The sequence below is a fragment of the Mesorhizobium sp. M0030 genome (assembly GCF_040323695.1).
GTDB lineage: Bacteria > Pseudomonadota > Alphaproteobacteria > Rhizobiales > Rhizobiaceae > Mesorhizobium.
In genome coordinates this window covers 193,155-215,905 of record NZ_JAMYVE010000008.1, presented here as the reverse complement: position 1 = coordinate 215,905, position 22,751 = coordinate 193,155, and the positions used below count along the sequence as shown (strand labels likewise).

Genomic DNA, 22,751 nt, shown 5'->3' with positions numbered 1-22,751 from the left:
TGCATGGCAGGACCAGCGATTGCAGGACGCAGAGACAGCGGCGGCACCACACGGTCCGTCATCAGCGGCTTAGATTTCGATACTCTAATGAATGGGGCTGTGGCAGACTGGCCAGGCACGTCAGCCAAGGCGTTGCGGAGCGTAGGCAAGTGAACGATGCCGCCTTTGAGAGCTACGGCGTGAGCCACAAGGGCTGCGTGCGCAACCACAATGAGGACAGCTTCCTGGTCGAGCCGCAGATCGGCCTCTGGGTGGTGGCCGACGGCATGGGCGGGCACGAGGCGGGAGAAGTCGCTTCGGCAAGCATTGTCGAGCATCTGGCGACGATCGGCATCGCCAGTTCGGCGCCGGATCTGCGCGCCCGCTTTGAGGATCGGCTGAACCGGGCGCATGCCGAGATCCGCCGGATTTCGCGCTCACGCGGCGTGACCATCGGCTCCACCGTTGCCGCACTGCTGGCCATGGACGGCAGGTTCGCCTGCCTGTGGTCGGGCGACAGCCGCGTCTATCTCGTGCGCAACGCCGCGATCTCGCAGATTTCGCGCGACCACACCGAGGTCCAGGAACTGCTCGACAGCGGCGCAATCAGCGCGGCCGAAGCGGAGAACTGGCCGCGCCGCAACGTCATCACCCGCGCCATCGGCGTCAACGACGAAATCGCCATCGACTTCCAGCAGGGAGAGACCCTTGCCGGCGACATTTTCATCCTCAGCACGGACGGGCTGACGGCGCATGTCAGCGACGCGGAAATTGCGGCAGCAGTGCTCTCGGCAGCGCCGCAGGCTGCCTGCGAAAAGCTGCTTACCATGGTGCTCGAGCGCGGCGGCACCGACAACGTCACCATCGTGCTGGTCAAGATCAGAGACAAAGGCAATGGCCTGTCCCGTGCAGGAGGCCAAGACCGATGAGCTCCGACGACAAGACCCGGCTATTGCCCAACATGGCGGATACCAGCGTCGGCACGCAGCTCAGCGGCATCTACGAGCTCGACGAACGCATCGCGTCGGGCGGCATGGGCGAAGTCTATCGCGGCCACAACATCCAGACCGGCGATCATGTCGCGATCAAGATCGTGCTGCCGGAATTCGCCCGCGATCAGACGATCCTGTCGCTGTTTCGCAAGGAAGCCTCGATCCTCAACCATCTGTCGCATGACGCGGTCGTGCGCTACCACGTCTTCACCATAGATCCCGGCATCGGGCGGCCCTATCTGGCGATGGAATTCGTCGACGGCCAGTCGCTGTACGACGTCATGCGCGGCGGGGCGATGGCGACTCCGGATGTGCGCAAACTGTGCCACCGGCTGGCCTCGGGCCTGAGCGCCGTGCACCAGGCCGGCGCCATCCACCGCGATCTGTCGCCCGACAACATCATCCTGCCGGGCGGCCGGGTCGAGCGGGCAAAGATCATCGATTTCGGCATTGCGCGATCGGCCGCGGTCGGTGGCGAGACGCTGATCGGCGGCAAGTTTGCCGGAAAATACAATTACGTCTCCCCCGAGCAGCTCGGGCTCTATGGCGGCGAGGTCAGCGAACAGTCCGACATCTACAGCCTGGGGCTGGTGCTGGCGGCGGCGCTGCGCGGCAAGCCGATCGACATGGGCGGCTCGCAATACGAGATCGTCGAAAAACGGCGGACCGTGCCTGATCTCTCCGGCATCGATGCCGATTTCAGGGACATTGTCGAAGCGATGCTGCAGCCTGACCCGGATGATCGACCGGCCAGCATGGCCGAAATCGCCCGGTTGACGCGCGACGACAGCGACGCGACCTTGCCGCCGGCCTCGCTTGCGCCCCGGCCCGGCCTGCCGCGAACCGGGCAAACCGCCGGGCCTGTTTCGAAGATCGGGGACTCGCCGGCCCAAGGCTTCGGTTCGGCCCCGCCAAGCGGCACGGCGGAGCCGTCTTTCGTGCCGCACGTGCGCCCAGCGCACCTGTCGCAGCCGAAACCGGCTGCTGAAACTCCCAGACGAGAAAGCACACCGCCGAAGCGTGCTACTACAGGCAGAAATCTGACGATCGCGGTGCTGTCGGCGGTGGCCGTGGTATCGCTTGGAGGGCTCTATGCATCGGGTATCGTGGGATTCGGAGACCGGCCTCGCGTCACCGACACCGGCAAGCCGCTCCAACCCGAACTGACAAAGCCGATCGTCGCTGACAAGCCCGTTCCGGACACTGCGCCGGTCGAGAAGACGGTGCCAAAGACGCAACCAGCGGAGACTGCGGCTGAAGATCAGGCCAAAGCGCCGGTCGAGCCGCAGCCGACGCCACCAGTCGCGTCGAGCGCTACGGCCCCGCTGCCGGCCGCACCAACCGACAAGACCGTCGCGCTGCAACCGCCATCCGGCCCGTCACAGTCCGATGCCGCGAAGAACCCCGAGCCTGTCAGTCCGCCGGTAGAGCCCAAGGCGACAGCGCCAGCCACGCAAACACCTGAACCGACGGCCGAGGCCCCCAAACCCACAGCACCGACGCCGGAACCCACCGCTCAAGCGCCCGAGCCCAAGGCGCAGGCGCCTGAACCGACCGCGCAGGCGCCCAAGCCGGACACGCAGGCGCCTGAACCGACCGCGGAGCCTAAGCCGAGCCAGCCCGATATCGCCAGCGGTGAGCAGGCCGACAAGCCGGCAGAGCCCGACATTGCCATGAACGTGCCCAAGCCGGAGGTGCCGCCACCGGCCGATGCGGCCGCGGAGCGGGTCACCTGGGTACGCGCCTTCAATGGTGGTGATTGTTTTTTTGCGACGGTGACGTCGGCCGCCGACAAGGGTGTCGCGATCGAGGGCTTCGGCACGTCGGTGCCACCCTTCGAACAGTTGCTTGGGGAATTCCAGGCGAAGTTCCATGTCGAGCCGGATATCAGCGTCCGCCTTATCCAGCCCCCGCAATGCGGGATCACCGGCTTCCTGCGTTTCATGGGCGCGAGCACGGCCGACAGGCCGCAGCTTGTCCTCGACCAGACATCGGTGCCGGACGGCTCGCCGATCGACGGCACGCTGGTGACGCATGGCGGGCTGGTGTCGAGCGTGTTCCTGATCGACCACAGGGGCATCGCCTTCAACCTCGACGACCATGTTGTCGTACAAGCCGACAAGGCGACCTTCTCGATCCCGATCGGGCTCGGCGCCGCCGACAAGGCGGCAGGCAAGGCGTTGCCGCAGATCATCATGGTGATCACCGGGCCGCAGGACATTAAGGTGGCGGACTTCACAACGCCGACGCCGGCCTCGGTGCTGTTGCCCAGGATACTCGACGAGATCGGCGCCAGGAGTTCGGCATTTTCGGCGACCGCCAAATATTTCCGCCTCGGCGGCTAGCACCGACGCCGATGCAACGCCGTCGCCGAGATCCCGTCCTGCTTGCCCGGAACCTGCGCGTGAAGCTCGCCGCGAGCGCGGTCGCGACGCTGTTGCTGGCGCTTCTTTCCACCGGGCAGGCGCGCGCCGAATTCACCGTCTGCAACCAGACGCTCGACGTCGTCAATCTTGCCGTCGGTCAGAAGGTCGACGATGCCGACCAGACCGATGGCTGGTGGACCATCGGCGCCAATCAATGCGTCAACGTCATCCGCGAGGAGCTGACCAACCGCTACATCTACATCTACGCGACGGATGTCTTCGGCCACGCCATTCTGGCAGGCTCCACCGACATGTGCATCGAGCGGCGGCGGTTTTCGATCCGCGGCATCGATGAATGCTGGCAGCGCGGCCATATCGCCGCGAAGTTTCTCGAAGTCGACACGCAGGAACAGGTGCGCTGGACCTTCTTCCTGACCGGAAGCGCACCGTGACGCACAGCATCGACACCAGCTTCAAGGCAAAGAAGCAGGCGCGCGCCGCGCTGCGCAGGCGCAGGATCTGGATCGGGCTGGCGGCTGGCCTGGCGACAATCGTCCTCGCCGCGATTGCCACCGGCTTTTATCTTACCGCCGACTACTGGTCGTTCGGCGACGAAGACGAGGAACTGCACGCCGTCGAAGGCTCGGACGACGTGCCGGCCGACGCATCGGTCTACGTGCCGGCCATCATCGACCTTGCCGGCGACCCGATGTGGATCACACTGGCGCCGGAGGCGGGCGCCGCCAAGAGCCGCGGGATGCCGCGCCCGACGGAGCTCGACCAGGCCGGCATCTCCCCTCAGATCATGGTTCTCTCCGACGTGATGCTGAGCGCCAGCGAAAAATTCATGACGACGATCCCCTCGACGCAGGAGGATTTCGCCTTCTTCCAGGCGCAGCGGAAGACCGCGGTCGCGCCACCCGCCGAAACCGGCGATCCGCAGAATGACCTGCAGAACGATCTGAAGCCATCGCCCGGCGCGGACGGGGCTCCGGCGGCCTCCGGCCCAGCTCCTGACCCGCAGACCTCTCCGGGTGCATCGACGGCGGCCGATGACCCCGAGGCCGGCTGGGGCGAGACCATCGATGAGGGCGAAGCAGCACTCCCCGCCTTTCAGAAGACAGCGGTCGAAAACAACACCAGCGTTGCCACCGTCAGCTCGGAATACCAGCGCTTCGAGGCGACCCAGGACATTTTCGTGAAAATCCTCAACGACCGCAGCCTGGACAGCGTGGCGCTCGATGCGCATTTTTCCGCCGACGACGCAAAGCTTGCCGGCGAGGCGCTGAAGGCGCTGTTCGACAAGAACGGCCTGCAGCCTGGCTATGTCGTGGCGATGCGCGGCTTTAGGCCGACGCGCGAGACCACGACGATGTCGCTGATGCAGGTCTCGATCTACGCCAGGAACGTCTTTGTCGGCACGCTGACACGCAACGCGGCCGGTGCCTTCGTGTCGGGCGTCGACCCGTGGGTGCGCGAGGACCTGTTCAATTATTCGGGCGCCGAGACCGAAGGCACGCAGAAACGGCAATACCGCCTGCTCGACGCGATCTATTCGACGGCGGCCCGCAACAATGTGCCGAGCGGCATCATCGGCGAAGCCATTATGTATCTGTCGCGCGGACAGGATCTGGATGCTTTCGCCAGCGAGGACCAGCGCCTTGTGCTGATCTATTCGCAGACGCCGCGCGGCAAGAACGAGACCGACGGACGGGTGCTCTATGTCGGTATACAAGGCACGCAAAAGAGCTTGGATTGTTTCGTTTTCCAGCAGGGCGACGGCCAGTTTTCCTGCGTCTCGGGCGATGACCAGGTGCGCTCGCTGACGGTGGCCAACGGCATGGTGACGCCGGTCAACGGTGTCATGACGTCGACCTTCGGGCCGCGCAAGCATCCGATCCTGGGCGTTGTTCGCATCCACAAAGGCGTCGACTGGGCAGCACCCGTGGGGACCCCGATCGCCGCAGCCTTCGACGGCGAGATCATCTTCCAGGGCGACGGCGGCGGCTACGGCAATGTGGTCAAGATCGCCCATGGCGGCGGCCGCGAGACGCGCTACGCGCATATGTCGAAATTCGCCATTGCCAGCGGTGTCGGCACCAAGGTGAAGGCCGGCGACATCATCGGCTATATCGGCACCACCGGCCTGTCGACCGGGCCACATTTGCATTTCGAACTCTATCAAAGCGGTCAGGCGATCGATCCGCTCGGAACAGTGACCGCTGCAATCGCCGTCACTTCCAGCGATCCCGCCGTCGAAACGCTGACCGACCGTATCGTCCACGTCGAATCGGGCGGTAGCGCGCGGGCCAAGAACCCGCTGTCTTCGGCGACAGGCGCCGGCCAGTTCATATCCAAGACCTGGATCCGGATGATGAACACCTATCGTCCCGAACTCGCGCGATCGCTGTCGACCGCAGACCTGCTCGCTTTGCGCTACGACGCCACCATCTCGCGTGAGATGGTGCGCAATCTGGCGCGCGAGGGCGAAGCCTATCTCAAGGCGCGCGGCCATCAGATTACCGCCGGCCGGCTCTATCTCTGCCATTTCCTCGGCATGGAAGGCGCACATCAGGTGCTGGCGTCGCCGGGATCGGCGCAGTTGAGCGCCGTGCTCGGATCGTCCGTTATCCAGGCCAACCCATTTCTTACCGGCAAGACCGCCAGCTACGTCGTCGACTGGGCGGAACGGAAGATGGGCCGCAAATTGCCGACGCCCGCCACCACCGATGCGGGCCAGCCGACGACGACGGAAGTCCGCCAGACATCGCCGGAGTTCGAAAAATACAAGCAGGCGATAACGGCACTGGTCGGCTCGATCCAAAATGCGCTCGAGCCGGGCTAGAGCTGGCAGTTCGCCCCGGCTTTCGCCAAGCCGATTGGTTCTGAGGCCGGCGAATGGTATGTTTGCGGATATTTGGGAAGGTTTTTGGGTCCTTGTGAACCAAAACTGTGGCTGGGATCACATACGCCCAAGAGCCATTTTGGCAGAAGCGATACAGTCGCTGGTGAAATCTAGCATGCGCAGCCATCAATAGCGCGCCCCATTGGGGCGGAGGGCCGATCCCATGAAAGCGTTTGCCGTCCTTTTGAGCGGATTTTTTCTGTTAATGCTGACCGCGCTTGGCACCGTCCAGGCGGCGGCGCCGGATGCCGGTGGCGTCAAACGCGTCGCGCTGGTCATCGGCAACAGCAAATACGTCCATGCCGTCGAATTGCCCAATCCGGCCAATGACGCGCATCTCATCGCATCGACGCTGCGCAATGCGGGCTTCGAGGTGATCGAGGGCGTCGACCAGGACAATGCCGGCATGCACAGCCTGATCAGCAAATTCACCGAGCAGTCCTACGATGCCGACCTCGCCGTCATCTTCTATGCCGGCCACGGCATGCAAGTCGACGGCAAGAACTTTTTGATCCCGGTCGACGCCGAACTGACGTCACCTGCCTATCTCAAGACCCGCACCGTCCAGATCGACGACTTCATGGCCGCACTGCCGCCCGACCCGGCGGTCGGCGTCATCATCCTCGATGCCTGCCGCGACAATCCGCTGGCACGGACGCTGGCGGCCGCGATGCCGAAGACCCGCTCCACCGCGCTGGGCACCGGCCTGGCGCCGATCGACCCTAAATCAGAGGGCGTCGGCACCGGCGGCATCCTGATTGCCTATGCCACCGACCCGGGCGCCATCGCCTTTGACGGCAACGGCGTCGACAGCCCCTACTCGACCGCGCTCGCCAGGCACCTGACCGAACCCGGCGTCGAGATCCAGAGCGCGCTGACGCGGGTGCGCGGCGAAGTGGCCGAGACCACGCAAGGCCGCCAGCGGCCATGGCACAACGCATCGCTGGGCCGCGAGGTTTTCCTTGGCAAACCGGCCGCCGAAGCCGTGCCGGTGGCAAAACCGGCCGCCGATGACGCGAACGCCGCGACAGCGCCCGCCCCTGCCCCCGTCACCAGCGAACCGCCTTCGTGGGAAGTCGAGCAGCGGCTTTGGGACGAGGCCTCGAAGCGCAACACCGCGCCATTCTACGAAGCCTATCTCGAACAGTTCCCGAATGGCCGCTTCGCCACGGTGGCGCGGCTCAACATCGATGCGCTGAACGATCCGAAAGCCCAGGAACGGGAAGTCGCCGCGCTTGCTGCCGAAGAAGCGAACTCGGGTTCTGCCGTGCGCACCTCGGTAGGCATTTCGGACGACATGAAGAAGGTGCTGGGCACCGAGGCGACGGAGAACGCGATCGGTCTCGATCGCCAGGGCCGCATCGACCTGCAATTGCGCGTCGAGGCGCTGGGCAACGAGCTTGGCCGCGTCGACGGCAATATCGGCGCCAAGACCCGGCAAGCGATCGGCGACTGGCAAGAGGGGAACGGGCTGCCTCCGACCACTTTCCTGACGCGCGAGCAACTGGCGTTCCTGGTTATCCAGACGGATCCGATGATGGAGGCCGTGCGTGCCAAGCATGAGGCCGACCAGGCCGGCGTGGACAAGCCGAAAAAACAGGTGGTGCAGAAGGCCCGCACGCTGAAGCCGGTGGCGGAAAAGCCACGCAAGAAGCAGTACGCCCAGAAGCCGCGCCGACAACAGCAGTTCGTGCAGAAAAGGCGCAACCGGGAGGTCGTGCGCGAGGATGAGCCGCCGCCGCGGGACAACAATGATTTCCTGACCAAGGCGCTGATCTTCGGCACCGGCGTAGCGGTCGGCGGCGTGCTCAAGAACTGATCGATCATGTCAAACAATAAAAACGCCGCGTGTCCGTTGGACGCGCGGCGTTGTGTTTGACGACGGCCGGAAGACGCAGCCGGCGAAGCTACTGCGCCTTGATCCGCATCTCGACCCGCCGGTTGACGGGATCGTAGGGATCGGGATTGCGTGGATTGGCCTCGCCGAGACCGACCGCCTTGATGCGGGTGGATTCGATGCCGTTGGATTCGAGGAAGGCGGTGACCGATTGCGCCCTGCGCTGCGACAGCCCCTCATTGTAGGTCGCCGAGCCGGATGCGTCGGTATAGCCTTCGACGACGAAGGACAGCTTGCTCAGCCGATCGTCCTTCAGCGCCTTGGCGAATTCGTCGAGTTCGCTGCGCGCCTTGGCGTCGAGCTCGGACGAATCCAGGCTGAAATTGATCAGCATATCGAGGCCGGTCTTCTCCGGAGGCTTTTCTTTCTGGCCGGTCTTGCTCTTGCACTCGTCCTCGGTGCCGACACAAATCCCGCGTGCCGCGCCGTGATCGATCGTGCCGGCAAAGAACTTCACAATGTCTTCCGATTTCTGAAGTGGGTCGGCATAGACGTGAGTCGAGAAAAGCACGGTCGCCAATGCCAAGACTGAAATGTGCCGCTGCATAACGGTTACTCCCGTTTCGAGCATCCGATTTTCACTCAGGCCCGATCCATGGATCCGGGCCAACTCTTCCTGTTCGACAATGATCTGTCGAGATCACGGTCGGCTGTGGAATATACCAAACCGTGAGGCGTTTGTCTGTGAACAACGTCATGGACATGTGGTGGTCGACAGACTTGACCCGCGCCTCGCAGGCGGGTTGAGTGAGGGCTGGGGGAGGATAACAGCAGCGATGGTCAACGGGCTTCGATTCCAGACCGCACGCGATCTCTTCGCCGCGAACACGGCTGTTGCCCGGGACATGACGGCTGTTCCGACCGACCAACCCTCGCTCGAGTTCTGCCGGCGGCTGTTGGCCGGGCGCATCCCCGAGGAAGCGATTACCTTTTGCGCCTATCTGCTGCCTGACCGGGCCGCAATCTGGTGGGGCCATGAGTGCCTGGGGCATCTGACCGAACTGCTCGAAGAGCAGGACCTCGAAACGCTGGCACTGATCCAGGACTGGGTCGGCGAACCCAACAATGCAAGCCGCCGGGAGGCTGTCGCCGGGGCGGCGATGACGCAGCAGCACACGCCTGCCGGCTGGATCGCGCTCGCGGCGCAACGGCATATCAATGGCCTGGCGGCGCAGGCCAACGGGTCGAGGCTGCGGCCGCTGCCGGCTGCGCATGCCGTCAATGCCGGCATACTGGCCGGACTGGCGCGGGTTGCGGTGGCGGACCGTTTCTCCGTGCTCACCGCCTTTGTCGAGATGGGCATCCATCTGGCCGAAACCGAGGCGCTGCGCCGAGCCTGATTGCTCTGGATCGTGATGAGATTTCATTGAAATCTGATCCAACCCATTGTTGGCGGTCTCATTTGCAGCCGTTTTGCGCCCATTTGCCGAGTGCCACCTTGAAGCGCGTGCCCAGCGGGTGTTGCAGGCGCAACACCGAGACATCATTGGTGACGTAGGTCTTGGCCTGGTCGCACAGCCGCTCCTCGGTCCATTGATGACAGTTGCTGCACTGGTTGTCCCAGACGGACTTTTCCAGGCCCTCGACCGGACTGAAGTGCGGCTTGCCCTGGATGAGTTGGGCGATGCTCTTGCCGTCGATCGCCGGGTCGCCGAAATTGACCGGAACGTCGAAAAGGACTGGCGCGTCCGAGCCCAGCTTCGGAATTTCCTCACGCAGCTGTTCCAGCGCCTGCTCGCCGGCGTCCGTACCCGGCGGATTGGCGGCCGCGCCGGTGCGCGCCTGCGTATCGCCTTCGGGCGCAGCCGCGCCGGAATCGCCGACGATCAGCGGCGCCTTGAGATCGACCTTGTGAAGCACGACATCGGTGGTCAGCGAAACGTTGACCCAGGGCTGCTGGCGTCCGGCTGTGGCCTTGAACACATCCGACGTAACCCGGTTCATCGCTTCGGTGATCGAGACGTTGACCTCGCCGATATGGGCAAGCAGCGCCGCCGAAAATGGCGAGTGCTCGCCCGGTCCGTCATAGGCGAGCTGGTTGGGACTGGCAGCGAAGGCGACCAGCGTGCCGGCGCCGCCATTCTCGATCGGTATTTCGGCAAGGCCGCTGCTTGCCGTGCTGTCGCCGCCAGTCTCCTTGGCAAGCACATCGGCGAGCGGGTTGTCGCGGCAGGCGTCGAGGAACACCAGCCTGATGCTGGTCTCGCGCGACATCTGCCGCAGGATGAAGTCCACCTGCACGGCTTCGAAGTCGAGCGAGGTCTCGTCTTCCAGCGCCGCATCGACAGGCAGCAGGTAATTCGTGCCCGAGACCTGCAGGCCATGACCGGCATAGAAGAACAGCGCGATATCGGCGCCACGCACCTCCCGCGCGAATTGCGCGATCTTTTCCTGCGTCTGCGCCTTGGTGAGATCGAGGCCGGAGACGATTTCGAAGCCCAGCCCCTTCAGGCGATCGGACATTGCCTGCGCATCGTTCACCGGATTGGGCAGCACCGGCGCGTTCCGGTAATGGGAATTGCCGAGCACCAGGGCGATGCGGCGTTCGGCACTGGCCGCGGTCATGGTAATGGTCATGGTCAACGCAAGCGCCAGCACGGCGAGGCCGATGCCGCGCATGAAGTTGCCGCAACTTGCAATCATGTCCAAACGCACCGGATTCCTTTTCGGTTGACGGGCCTTCTCAGTTAAGGACCGGCTCAGTTGGAGAGCGGCGTGGCGGAGAACTCGATCCGCCGGTTCAGCGCCTTGTTCTTCGGCGTATCGTTCGGCGCCACCGGCTTTTCCTCGCCATAGCCGGAAGCCGTGATCTGCGCCGATGGAATGCCCGCAGCGATGATCGCGTCGGCGACCGCTTTGGCGCGTCGTTCCGACAGGTTCTTGTTGGCCGTCGGCGAGCCGTCGGAATCGGTATGGCCCGAAACCTCGACCTTCAGTTTCGGACATTTGCCGACGACGCCGACCACCTCGGCCAGCAGCGGGCGGCTCTTTTCATCGAGCCGAGCGCTGGCTGGGCGAAAATAGACGGCGCCGGTGCGCGACAGCACCTCGAACCTGTTCAGGCATTCATCGTCGCTGAAGGACGTCTTGCCTGCATCTGTGGCGACCGGCCCGGCATCGGCTGGGGCTGCGGCCGCGACGGCAGGCGTGGCCGCAGGCTTGGCGCCGTCAGCGGTGAAGACGAAGTCGAACGACACCGAAGCCGTCGGGACGATGCTGCTGACATTGGCCGCCTGCTGGAGCTTTTCGATGTTGGGCAACAGGCCGAAATCCTCGGCATGCACGGCGACCGGCGCCTCCGAGGCGATCGACACCATGCTGTCGGTGATCATGGTGACCACGACATTGGCCTCAAGGTCCTTGTCGACGCCGTGCAGGCTCAGGCGAAACGGGATATGCGCGCTCATGCGCCGTTTGGTGGCGAGATCGGCAAAAGCGGCGGGATCGACTTTCGCCGTCACTTCCGCCGTCGGGAATTTAAAGGTTTCGAAGAACAGGAAGCGCATGCGGACATTGCGAAGGTCGATGCCGGTGTCGACCGAGTTGAGGTCGAACGTGACCTTGGCGGCGCCATCCGATGTCAGCGTGCCCGAGAGGTTCCTGATCTTGTTGGTTTCGACAATGGTGTTCTTCTTCACCGATTGATAGGTGAGTGTCGAATTCGCCGGATCGAGCGTCCAGTTCGGCTGCGCATTCGCCACTTCCGGTGCGAGCAGCAACAGCCCGAATACAGCGGCGACGAGAGCAAGGGCGCCGACAATGCGCCGGCCCTTTGAGAACGGCATTCGTTGCCGAAAAAATCCGCCGACCTCGAACATTGATGCCCCGCCTCACGACAACAGACCTCAGTTCCGATCACGGCTGTCGAACGCAGTGATGCCAGCGAGCATAGAACATATGATTTGACTTTGCGAGTAGCTCCGCCTGTCTGCCCAAGGGGAGAAGACAGCTCAAAAATCCGTCATCACTGGCAGCTTAACAGGCGTCAAATCCAGAGGCGCCTTGCGCGATCACGAGCGCTTCGGCGGGCCTGTCGAACGCAGAAAAAATGCCATTCATAGCCTTGAATATACTACAATATTAGCAACTCCTTGACAATCGACCGAAGCTCTGGTTTCTTGACATATTAAACAAAGTTCGTTGCGTTTTTTACGGACGTGTTCCCATGTCGAGCTTGGTAGTCGCGGACCCGCGGGGGGTGTATCTCGCCGGTCTGGAGTGGGTTTTGCGGAAGGCGGGACACAGCGTTGTCGCAGAATGCCACCACACGATTGAGGTTCTCCCCTTGGTGGAGCGCCACCGGCCCGATCTTGTCATCATAGGGTTGGATGGTGTGGACCGGCAGACGGCCGGCCTTTCCGCAAGGCTGAGAGCCACCTGCAGCCCTTTGGGCATCATCTACATCCTGCAGCCAAACGGCGGATTCGACTTCAACGAAATCCCCAAGCTCGATGCCGACGGCCTGCTGATGGACGGCATCAGCCACAGCTACCTTGTCGAATGCGCCAATGCAGTGGCAGGCGGCCGAAAGTGGGTCGACGACCATATCCTCCAGCATCTGCTGACGCCGAGATCGCTGCCTCAGCGCGCGCCAAAGCTTACTGGACGCGAGACGGAAGTCGCCGGCCTTGTTTCACGCGGCCTGCGCAACAAGATCATTGCGCAGCGACTGCATGTATCCGAAGGCACGGTGAAGATGCACCTGCATCACGTCTACGAGAAGCTCCGCCTCGGCAGCAGGGCGGAACTCGCCTGGGCGACTTTTGGCGAAGCTTCCGACCATCTGGGACCAAGTCACAAAAGCGGGCTTTGATCCTACCTTCGGCGAGCTGGCAAGGCAGGCTGCGTCGACAAGATGCCGACAAAAGGCCGGAAACCCACGGCATATCGATCGATCCATACCAACGCGGTTGCCCGCGAGCGCCTGTCGCGGCTCGATCTTTCGAAGGATGTATATCGTTCGATCAGGTAGGGGCATTCACCATAACACTATCGAACCGCGAATGGACGCGTCCTCTGCGTCGGCGGCACAATGGAGGATAAACGGCCGCAATTCTGTGCGCCGGCGGATGCCCTGGGGTAGGTGCATCCGACATCGGGTGGGGGTGAACCCCTTTTCTTGATGTTGTTCAAAAAGGGGAGAATCTCCATGGCAATCGACATCACAGCTCATGACATCATCATCGATGAGAGCGCTGGCCTCACGGACAATGATATTGACCCATCCGATCCGCTGTACAGCACCAACACCACGCTGCAATATCTGCTGAATCTTGGCACCGCGCTGGAGGTCGCCTTCAAGGAGGACTTCGTGGTGGCCTCTGCGGACCCAGGGGAGACCATCACCTCGGTCGTTCTCGCCCAGGACTCTTCGGGAACTGCGTTTTCACCCACCGACGGCGCGGTCACCGGCATCCGGACGGTCGATGGCAATTATGTCTGGCTGTTCCAGGACCCGAACAATGCAGACGTCGTGATCGGCGTCATTGGGACCTCTGACCCGACCTCAGTTGGCGAGCCCGATCCATTACTCGATCCCCTCGCCTTCTCGTTTGCGCTGGACGGCGACGCGGACCTGTACCTGGTCCAGTACGTGGCATTGATGAATCCGGACCCTGACAACGCGGACGTCGATCTAATCGATCTGGATCAGCTAGTCTACGCCTCGGTCACCGGGACCAGCATCCTGAATTTTAGCTCGCTTGGTGACGCCCCTCCCGGACACAACAAGTGGTATATCCTCGACGCTGACACGGCGAGCACGCAGAAGATCCTGGTCACGGCTCATGACAATGGCGTACAGGCTGAAGTCAATGTCAGCACGCAAGGCCTGGGCGTCTCATCACAAGACGTGCGCTTTGGCCGTGAGCTTCAGATCGACCTGATCAACGGCGGCACTCAGAGCGCCGGCAAGAACTTTACCAATACGCCGACCGCGCCGAACTACACAGATCACATCGAGACCGTCTCCACCGCGGGTTTCTCGATTTCGCAGTCTACTCCGACCCATACCGTGGCTGACATAGAGGTCCACGCCTACAACAATGATGACAACGCGAAAGGCGCCACGTTACCGGGTGATGACAACGATGCGGAAGTCAACATCGCCTCAGTGACTTTCAAGCTGAACGGCGTGGTAACGGATGCCGCCACCCTGGGCATCACGGTTGATTACACCAACCTGGGAGTAATCCTTCACAATGTCGGCGAGGGTGTGACGGTCGATTTCACCGCAGACGCAACCTTTGACCGCTTCACTATCAAGAACATTGACGAGCAAAAAGACTATTTCGATGTCAAGGAAGTGCATTTCGGCACAGATCAGACCAACGTCGCCAGCGCAGAGGTCGGCTCCTTGATCAACTTCGACGATGACGGCCCATCGATCGTGCCGTCCGGCAATGACGTACCGACCCTGGTGGTCGGCGATTCGGACTTCGTTACCGACGACTCGACCAGCTTCGCGGCGCTGTTCACGCCGAACTTTGGCGTCGATGGACCAGCGGCCACCGACGATGTGACCTACACGCTGGATGTACTCGGCGGCGGCAGTAACGTCGCCAGCGGCGTGTTCGATACGCTCAGCGGCCTTGAGGTGCTTCTCAATGTTGTCGGCGGCGACATCGTCGGCACTGCCGGCACGGATGAGGTGTTCCGCATCTCGGTCGATGCCGACGGCAACGTGACCCTCGACCAGTCGCGTGCGGTTGTCCATGGCGATCCAACCGATCCCGTAGAGGCGGACACTCCGGTCATCCTTGCCGCCAACCTGGTGAGCCTGACCGCAACCGCAACCGACGGCGACGGCGACAGCGCGCACACCTCGGTCGACATAGGCGGTGCCTTCACCTTCGAAGACACCGGGCCGGCAATTGCTGTGGAGAACGCAACCGGTGACTACGACAGTGGCGCCCATGGCACCTGGACGCACGACCCAGGCGCCGACGGGTTCAACCTGCTGGGCGTAACGCTGGACGATTATACAATCGACTCCAACCCGACGGTAACGTCGGGCCTATCCCTGACACCGGACGCGGCAGACCCTTACACCTTCACAGGCTCGATCCACGATGACTTCAACGGCGACGGCACGGCTGAAGACGTGGACTTCACACTGACCTTCGATCCGGTCAACGGCACTTACGACCTTGACGTCGACACCCCTCCCGGAACGATCACGACCTTCGACACCACACAGGGTTCGCTGAAGGCGGGCGGTCCGGACGCGGTGCAGACGCTGCAATTCCCGCCGACCGGTCACGACGGTGACGTCATCTTCTTCAGCAATCTGGTGACCGCTCCCCTGGAGAATGGGGCGGGCAGTTTCCCGAACGACATCGAAGACCTGGTCAACAATGACCCTACCGAGGCAACGCTGGAGGGGTATGGTGCCACCAGCCTGATCAACAGCTCATCGAAGATGAACGTGTCGACTTCGGGCATCGGCGTCAACAACAACAACCTCGACGGCAAGAGCGGGGGTACCCCGCTGTTCGCCGGCACCTCAATCACCTCGGGCGACGAGAGCTTCGTGGTCAATCCCCAGCAAGACGTGGATAAGGTCACGGTCTATATCGACAACTCCGTCGGCGGCTACAACCCGGCTACGGAAGACCTCTATTACATCGTCTACTATACGGACGGTACCGTCAGCGGTCCTACCGACGTGACGGCGGGCATGCTCAGCAATGCCCCGCGCCACGACCCGCTCATTCCTGACGTCGCGGAGGGCGGGAAGTACTTCGAGATCGACGGCGGCGCGAAGCAGATCGAGGCGGTCCAGCTCATCATGGGCGTGGGCACCGTCAAGATCCCCGTGATTCAGTTCTCGCTCGAGCAGGAGTCCAACCCGGCGCCGCTCGACCTGGATTTCACGGCCAATCTCGTCGACGGCGACAATGACAGCTTTACCGACACGTTCTCGGTCCATGTCGACGCCCCGGACGGCATCATCTGACCCGACACCGGGCGGGCGCCTTTCCTGGCGCCCGGCCGGCACAATCCAAAGCATCACAATGGGGGGCGAGCCGTGCCGCAGCCAAGACCGCAGTTCGAAGAGGTAATGCATCTGGCCCGGCGCCAGGCGCCCGCCCTGCTCATCTTCAGCCTGCTTGCAAACGTCCTGATGCTCGCCAGCACCGTCTACATGCTGCAGATCTACGACAGGGTGCTGTCGAGCGGGTCGATCGACACGCTGGTGTGGCTCACCCTGGCGGTGATCGGCGCGATCGCCGTCTATGGCCTTTTGGAACAAGCCCGCCGCATGATCCTCGGCCATATCAGCCAATGGCTCGACGACCAGTTGAACGTCCCGGTGATCGAACGAGCCATGGAGGCTCGCCTCGCGGGTAGCAACGTCGAGGCCGGCCTGAAGGACGTAGCGGACCTGCGCGGTTTCGTCGGTGGCGACAGCATGCTGACCTTTCTCGACGCGCCGTGGACGCCCGTCTTCCTGGCGTTCATGTGGCTTCTGCACCCAGCACTGGGCGTGCTCGGACTCATCGGGGCGATCCTTTTGTTCTGCGGCGCGCTCGCCAATGATTTCTTTACCCGCCGCAGGAGCCAGGAAACGTCGGCAGAGCTGCGTCGCAACCAGGTCGCGGCCGGCCAATACATCGATGGCGCTGAGACGTTGCGCTCGCTCGGCATGTCGGGCTCGGCGCTGCAGCGCTGGGAAGAAAAGCAGCAGTCGTTGATGACCATCCAGGCGCAACTTCTCGGTCGCACGACCAGCATCGGGAGCCTGTCGCGCTCGCTGCGCATGGCCCTGCAAGTGGCCGTGCTGGGACTTGGCGCCTACTTTGTCTTGCGCGGCGAACTGACGGCCGGATCGATGATCGCGGCATCGGTACTGCTGAGCCGCGCGCTTGCGCCGATAGAACGCTCGATCGGAGCCTGGCGCAGCCTGGTTACCGCTCGCACCGCGCGTCGCAACCTCATGCGCCTGTTCGCGGACACCAATTCTAGGCAGGGCGGTGAAGTGACCTTACCCCGCCCGCAAGGCCGGCTAAGGCTCGAGAACGCACACTACCATGCGCCGGGTACACAGCAGGCCCTGATGAACAAAGTATCCTTCAACGTCGAGGCCGGCGAGACCTGCGGCGTGATTGGTCCGTCGGGTTCCGGCAAGACCACACTTTGCCGCCTCATGGTGGGAACGTTGCGGCCTTCGCTCGGTCATGTAAGGCTGGACGGCGCAGAGCTCGCGAGTTGGCCTTCGGACCAGCTTGGAATGCACATCGGCTACCTGCCGCAGCAGGTCGAGCTGTTTCCGGGAACGATCGCCGACAACATTGCGCGCTTGCGCGATGTCGATAGTGCCGCAGTGATCGCCGCGGCGCAGGCCGCAGGTATCCACGAGACGATATTGCGGATGCCAAATGGCTATCAAACGGAGGTGGGGCCGCATGGGGCGCGAATCTCGCGTGGCCAACGTCAGCGCATCGCTCTCGCCCGGGCGCTATTCGGCAATCCCGCGCTCGTCGTGCTCGACGAACCGAACACTGGCCTCGACGGCGATGGTGAAATGGCTCTGTTCAATGTTCTTCACCATTTGAAGGAACGGGGCTGCACCGTCATTCTCGTCAGCCACCAGACGAACCTGCTGCGTACGGCGGATCATGTCGTTTTCATGCACGACGGCACCGTTAAGATGTTCGGCACGCGCGACGAGGTGCTGGGCGCGCTGGGCGGTCACCGCAAACCGACTGCCGTGCCGTCGTCCGGGCAAGACAAGACCAGCGTCGTCGTTCCGGCAAAATTGAAGGCGGCGGAGTGAGCCATGAGCGACCGATTTAGCGACCTGTCGAAGATGATGGACATGCTGATGGCCAGCCTGCGTGACGTGCTGGACAGGTTAGTTGTCGCTGCTGGAGATCTAGCTGCGGCGGCTTCGAACCGTTTCGACAGCCTGGACGTGCCGGCGCGCGCCGCGCTGGCTGCAACCGCCACCGCGCTGTTCGTGCTCGTGCTTGTCGGGCTTGTCCGGCGGCGTTCGTCTGCATATCGCGATAGCAAGCGCGACCTGAATCGCCGGACGCGTCCAGCGCGTATACTCGGCTATTTCTCCGCGCTGTTCTTTGTCGGCGGCATCGCCCTCTGGTCAGACGTGGCCCTCCTGGCCAGCGCCATCGTGGCCCCCGGCATCGTCAGCCCGGACGGCTACCGGAAGACCGTTCAGCATCTGGAGGGCGGCATCATCGGGATGATCCACGTGCGGGATGGCGACAAGGTCACAGCGGGCCAGGTTCTGATAAGCATGAAGACGACCGATGCACAGGGCCGCTACGACGAGCTGCATGAGCGCTACATTCGCTTGCTGGCCGTCGAAGCGCGCTTGGGTGCGGAGCTTGCCGGAGAAGATCAGATCATTTTTCCCAAGGAACTGACATCGGCTGACAACCAGGCCGGGCAGAAAGTGGCCGCTGAAGAGCAGGAACTGCTTCGCAGCCGCCTTGCCACTCGCGAGGGGCGCGAGCAGATCCTCAACAAGCGGATACGGCAGATAGAGGAGCAAATCACCGGGTCCAGGGAAGTGATCGCAGCCGAGGAGGAGCAACTGGGGCTGATCGACCGCGAGATCGCTTCGGCACAGGAAATGTACAAAAAGGGATTGGAGCGCCTGCCGCGGATCCTTGCGCTGCAGCGTGCCCAGGCCGACATCCGAGCGAGCCAGGCGTCGAACCGGTCGCAGGTCGCGCGCAACGAACAGCAGATCGGCGAGACCGAGCTGCAGCTTCTCAATTTGCGGCAACAGGATGGTGAGAAAGCGAACGAGGATCTTGGCAAGGTGCGCGGCGATCTGGCCGAATTGCGGAGCCTGTTACCCTCGCGTCAGGATGTGCTGGCCAGGACTGACATTGTCGCGCCGATCGCGGGAACAGTGATGAACGTGCGTGTCACAACTGAATCTGGCGTGATTTCCAGCGGCCAGCCCCTCCTCGATATCGTTCCGAATGAGTCCAACCTGGTCATCGATTCACGGATCAAGCCGCGGGACATCGACATGGTGCATCCGGACATGCCGGCACGCGTTGTGCTGTCAGCCTATCCAACACGGCATCTTCCGCAAATCCACGGGTTGCTCACCTCGGTATCGGCCGACCGGCTGACGGACGAGAGGACCGGAGAACCCTATTTTCTCGCCAAGATCAAAGTCGATATGGCTGACCTCGCAAACCTCCATGACGTAAAATTGTCGCCCGGCATGCCTGCCGAAGTGATGATCCTGACTGGCGAGCACACACTGCTCGACTATATGCTGGCGCCGGTTCGCGACTCGCTCAATCGAGGATTCAGAGAGAATTAGAGTCTTCTACTTTCCCGTATCCCGACGCCATCCAGTCCTCCGAAAAGCCGCCCGTCGAACGATACGGCTCGAGTGTCATGGCATTGGCGATTCCTTCGCCAGCGCGCCCCCAGCAGTGTCGGGAGCGCCGCTTCGCGGAACTGGACGATCGCTATAAGCAATCCGTCCCACTGCGCTCAGCTTGACGCCAAGCCCGGGATCAGGCCGATCGGCTGGCCCACAGCACCCCACGCTCGAGAATGGTGCGCATTTGCGGCACGGAAAACTCATCCGCGGTGTGGCCGAGCGCGCTGAAGAAGACGCGGCCCTTGCCATAGCGGCGCTTCCAGACCACGGGCATGACGACGCCGTCGATGAAGTCGAGATGCTCACCGCTGAACGTCGTCGTCGCCAGCACCTCGTTGCTCGGGTCGACATGCATGTAATACTGCTCGGAATGGTAGGCGAAACCCTCGATACCCCTGACGATCGGATCGTCGCTGATGATGTCGACACGGTAGTCGATGATGTCGCCGGGGTGCGCGACCCATTGGCCGCCGGTCATGAACTGATAGGCCGGTTCGTTGCGAAAACTGTCGCCCATGGTGCCATGGAAGCCGGCAAGGCCGGTCCCGCCGCTGACGGCGGCGGTGAGGTTTTGCAGCTCCGGTTTATCGATCGTCGACATGGTGATCACCGGCACGATCAGATCGATGGCCGGGAGCTGCGGATCGGCGAGCGCCGATGTGCCCTCTTCTATCCGCACTTCGAAGCCATGCCCCGTCAATATCTCGCTGACGACAGCGGCGCTGCGAGCCGGCGTGTGGCCTTCCCATCCGCCCCAGAAAATCAGTGCCGTCTTGCTCATGCTCGTCTCTCCTTTGGTCGGCAATATTGATAGGCAAGCGGAACGCTTTTGTCTTCCTTCCATGATGGGCATTCTGGGACGGGCATTTCTGGTCGGAAATCACGAACCGGCGATGAATTCCGTGGATGAGGACCGATTGGCCGCGCTGGCGTCTTGTTTCAATACCGGGCTGCACTCAAATCAGCTGTCTTCGCGTTGCGCAGACATCGGTCCGATGCGCCCGCAACCAGCCGGAGCCTTCCGGGGAGACCGCTTTATGAGTTTCGACCAGACGACTGTCGCCGCCTATCTGGAAGTCATCACCATCAACCTTGTGCTGTCTGGCGACAATGTCGTGGTGATCGGCATGGCGGCCGCAGGCCTCGCCAAGGCGTTGCGGCAGAAGGCGATCATCGCCGGCATTGCCGCGGCGGCGGTGATCCGCATCGTCTTTGCCGTGATCGCGGTGCAGCTGCTGGAAATTCCTGGGATCATGCTGGTCGGCGGCATGCTTTTGTTCTGGGTGTGCTGGAACATGTTCCAGGAGTTGCGCTCGGCCGGCGACGGCGAGGACGTCGACACTGAAGCCGTAGCACTTGCGACGGCGCGGCCGGCCAAGGCGCTGCGCACCGCGATCCTGCAGATCGTCGTCGCCGATGTCTCGATGTCGCTGGACAATGTGCTGGCCGTGGCGGGCGCCGCCGCCCACGACATGAATGCGCTGGTGTTCGGTCTCATCCTGTCGGTGGTTCTGATGGCGGTCGCCTCGACGCTGGTGGCGGCGCTGCTTGCCAGGTATCGCTGGATCGGCTGGCTCGGTCTGGCAATCATCGTCTATGTCGCGGGAAATATGACTCTGGACGGCGTCGAGCAGATGAGAACGGTCGACTTACACGCGCTGCTCTCGCCAGTTGCAAGCTAGATTCTCCTGGCGATCAAATGATATCGAAAATCCGCCCTGGGTTGAGAATGTTGTGCGGATCGAACGCCACCTTCAGCCGGCGCATGGCTGATATTTCGGCGTCGCTGCGCACGAGGTTCAGCCATTTCTTCTTGTCGAGGCCGATGCCGTGCTCGGCCGAGACGGCGCCACCGCATGCCGCCACGCCGCGATAGATGATCTCATAGGCGGCCGCCGGTTCCGTGGTGTCGACCTGATAGTGCAGATTGCCGTCGCCGAGATGGCCGAAGACGTAGATCTCGGCGCGGCTGTCGACGGCGTGGATCGCGGCTTCGGCGTTGCGCAGGAAACCCGCCATCGTCGCCAACGGGATGCTGATGTCGACGCCGATCATGCCCTCGATCGCAAACAGGAAGCGGTTGGCCTCTTCGCGCACATCCCATAGCGCACGGAATTCGCGCGGCGACTGCGAGACGACCACGTCGGCGACGATGCCGTCCTCGACCGCCTGCATCAGCACCGAAGCGAAACGCTCGCCGTCCAGCTCGGCCTGGTTGCCCTGGATCTCGGCCAAAACATAAACCGGCGCGCCGGCAGGCAGCGGCGCCGGCGCGGCCATGCCGGCAATCATGGCGCCGTAGAGCGGCGAGAAGTTTACCTCATAGGCCGAAAGCAAGGGCCCGAGCCGCTGCTTGAGCAACCCCAGCAACGCAATCGCCGCCTCCAGCGAGCCAAGTGCGCAAAAGGCGGCAACCTCGGTGGCGGGCTTGGGATGCAGCCGCAGGCAGGCGCGAGTAACCACGCCCAGCGTGCCTTCGCTGCCAATGAAAAGCTGGTTGAGATCGTATCCCGAATTGTCCTTGGCCAGGCCACGCAACGAAGTCAGGATCGAGCCGTCGGCAAGCACGGCCTCCAGCCCCAGCACCTGGGCGCGGTACATGCCGTAGCGCAGCACGCGAATGCCGCCAGCATTGGTGGCGATGTTGCCGCCGACCGTCGCCGTGCCGCGCGCGCCGATATCGACGCCGAACATCAGGCCGGACGCATCGGCCGCTTCCTGCACCATTTGCAGCGGCGCGCCGGCTTCCGCGATGATGGTTGCCGCGGCGCCGTCGGGCGCTTCGACCGCGGTCATGCGCTCCAGCGACAGCACCGCTTCGCCCGGTTGCACGCGCGCGCCGCCGGCCAGCCCGGTGCGGCCGCCATGGACGACCAGCTTCTGGCCGATACCACTGCATAGGCGCAGGATTTCGGCGACGTCGGCGGCGTTGCGCGGACGCAAGACCAGTTCGGGCTGGCCGCCGCCCTTGCCGGAGAGGTCGTCGCCATAGCGCGGATCGATAGCATCGCAGATCACAATCGCGGCGGCATCGAGCCGACGATATAGCTGGGAAAGAAGCCGATCGATCTGTTGTGTCATGGTGCCTGGACTTTTCAGCGCTCTTTGTGACCGAGACTTTGATGCGCGACAATTTTCGCGTCAATTGAACAAATTTACGCACGGTATAATCTGTCATTGCGCGTTGAACCCACTGACGTTTCCTGTAAATTTCGTCTGCCGTTGCGTGGCGGACGCG

16 protein-coding genes are annotated in these 22,751 nt (G+C 62.8%); 11 read left to right on the top strand and 5 right to left on the bottom strand.

Going from position 1 to position 22,751, the window contains the following annotated elements; genetic code table 11:
* The first annotated feature begins 149 nt into the window (after positions 1-149).
* The 5 genes from NKJ80_RS18055 (at position 150) to NKJ80_RS18035 (ending at position 8,061) form a co-directional block, all read left to right on the top strand.
* Entirely contained in the window at positions 150-908 is a 759-nt protein-coding gene (locus tag NKJ80_RS18055; RefSeq protein ID WP_023695276.1) for a PP2C family protein-serine/threonine phosphatase, read from the top strand.
* Positions 905-3,316, top strand: a complete 2,412-nt coding sequence (locus NKJ80_RS18050; RefSeq protein ID WP_352498058.1) for a serine/threonine-protein kinase — start codon at positions 905-907, stop codon at positions 3,314-3,316. Before NKJ80_RS18055 ends, NKJ80_RS18050 begins: the two co-directional genes overlap by 4 nt.
* A gap of 11 nt (positions 3,317-3,327) precedes the next feature.
* Positions 3,328-3,789, top strand: coding sequence for a DUF1036 domain-containing protein (locus NKJ80_RS18045; protein ID WP_352498057.1), 462 nt, complete (start codon positions 3,328-3,330; stop codon positions 3,787-3,789).
* Positions 3,786-6,182: a M23 family metallopeptidase gene (locus tag NKJ80_RS18040; protein WP_352498056.1), complete on the top strand. Its 2,397-nt coding sequence runs from the start codon at positions 3,786-3,788 to the stop codon at positions 6,180-6,182. The genes NKJ80_RS18045 and NKJ80_RS18040 overlap by 4 nt, the downstream gene beginning before the upstream one ends.
* Positions 6,183-6,447: 265 nt before the next feature.
* Positions 6,448-8,061 (top strand): caspase family protein, encoded by a 1,614-nt coding sequence (locus NKJ80_RS18035; RefSeq protein ID WP_352498055.1) that lies wholly within the window; start codon positions 6,448-6,450, stop codon positions 8,059-8,061.
* An 88-nt stretch (positions 8,062-8,149) separates the two neighbouring features.
* On the opposite strand, the gene NKJ80_RS18030 is transcribed toward NKJ80_RS18035, so the two are convergent.
* A complete protein-coding gene (locus tag NKJ80_RS18030; RefSeq protein WP_023732205.1) occupies positions 8,150-8,686 on the bottom strand; it encodes an OmpA family protein in 537 nt (178 codons plus the stop codon).
* 229 nt (positions 8,687-8,915) lie between these two features.
* Here NKJ80_RS18030 and NKJ80_RS18025 point away from each other — a divergent pair, with 229 nt between their 5' ends.
* Positions 8,916-9,479: a DUF6931 family protein gene (locus tag NKJ80_RS18025; protein WP_023738399.1), complete on the top strand. Its 564-nt coding sequence runs from the start codon at positions 8,916-8,918 to the stop codon at positions 9,477-9,479.
* A gap of 58 nt (positions 9,480-9,537) precedes the next feature.
* Here NKJ80_RS18025 and NKJ80_RS18020 read toward each other — a convergent pair whose 3' ends face one another.
* Both NKJ80_RS18020 and NKJ80_RS18015 read right to left on the bottom strand, forming a co-directional pair.
* Positions 9,538-10,782: a caspase family protein gene (locus tag NKJ80_RS18020; RefSeq protein WP_352498054.1), complete on the bottom strand. Its 1,245-nt coding sequence runs from the start codon at positions 10,780-10,782 to the stop codon at positions 9,538-9,540.
* A 56-nt stretch (positions 10,783-10,838) separates the two neighbouring features.
* The gene (locus NKJ80_RS18015; RefSeq protein WP_352498053.1) at positions 10,839-11,924 is read right to left on the bottom strand and encodes an OmpA family protein; all 1,086 of its coding nucleotides are present in this window, start codon (positions 11,922-11,924) and stop codon (positions 10,839-10,841) included.
* A gap of 380 nt (positions 11,925-12,304) precedes the next feature.
* Between NKJ80_RS18015 and NKJ80_RS18010 the strand changes: the two genes are divergently transcribed.
* The 4 genes from NKJ80_RS18010 (at position 12,305) to NKJ80_RS17995 (ending at position 19,447) form a co-directional block, all read left to right on the top strand.
* Positions 12,305-12,952: a LuxR C-terminal-related transcriptional regulator gene (locus NKJ80_RS18010; protein ID WP_352498052.1), complete on the top strand. Its 648-nt coding sequence runs from the start codon at positions 12,305-12,307 to the stop codon at positions 12,950-12,952.
* Positions 12,953-13,288: 336 nt separating this feature from the next.
* Positions 13,289-16,096 (top strand): DUF5801 repeats-in-toxin domain-containing protein, encoded by a 2,808-nt coding sequence (locus tag NKJ80_RS18005; RefSeq protein ID WP_352498051.1) that lies wholly within the window; start codon positions 13,289-13,291, stop codon positions 16,094-16,096.
* A 105-nt stretch (positions 16,097-16,201) separates the two neighbouring features.
* Positions 16,202-17,917, top strand: coding sequence for a type I secretion system permease/ATPase (locus NKJ80_RS18000; protein ID WP_023726319.1), 1,716 nt, complete (start codon positions 16,202-16,204; stop codon positions 17,915-17,917).
* A 3-nt stretch (positions 17,918-17,920) separates the two neighbouring features.
* A complete protein-coding gene (locus NKJ80_RS17995) occupies positions 17,921-19,447 on the top strand; it encodes an HlyD family type I secretion periplasmic adaptor subunit (protein ID WP_023732210.1) in 1,527 nt (508 codons plus the stop codon).
* Between the two features lie 199 nt (positions 19,448-19,646).
* Here the strand turns inward: NKJ80_RS17995 and NKJ80_RS17990 are convergent, their stop codons facing one another.
* Positions 19,647-20,294 (bottom strand): ThuA domain-containing protein, encoded by a 648-nt coding sequence (locus NKJ80_RS17990; protein WP_023726317.1) that lies wholly within the window; start codon positions 20,292-20,294, stop codon positions 19,647-19,649.
* Positions 20,295-20,550: 256 nt separating this feature from the next.
* Here NKJ80_RS17990 and NKJ80_RS17985 point away from each other — a divergent pair, with 256 nt between their 5' ends.
* Positions 20,551-21,195: a YjbE family putative metal transport protein gene (locus tag NKJ80_RS17985; RefSeq protein WP_023704794.1), complete on the top strand. Its 645-nt coding sequence runs from the start codon at positions 20,551-20,553 to the stop codon at positions 21,193-21,195.
* A 13-nt stretch (positions 21,196-21,208) separates the two neighbouring features.
* Here the strand turns inward: NKJ80_RS17985 and NKJ80_RS17980 are convergent, their stop codons facing one another.
* The gene (locus NKJ80_RS17980) at positions 21,209-22,594 is read right to left on the bottom strand and encodes an FAD-binding oxidoreductase (RefSeq protein WP_023667911.1); all 1,386 of its coding nucleotides are present in this window, start codon (positions 22,592-22,594) and stop codon (positions 21,209-21,211) included.
* Positions 22,595-22,751: the final 157 nt, after the last annotated feature.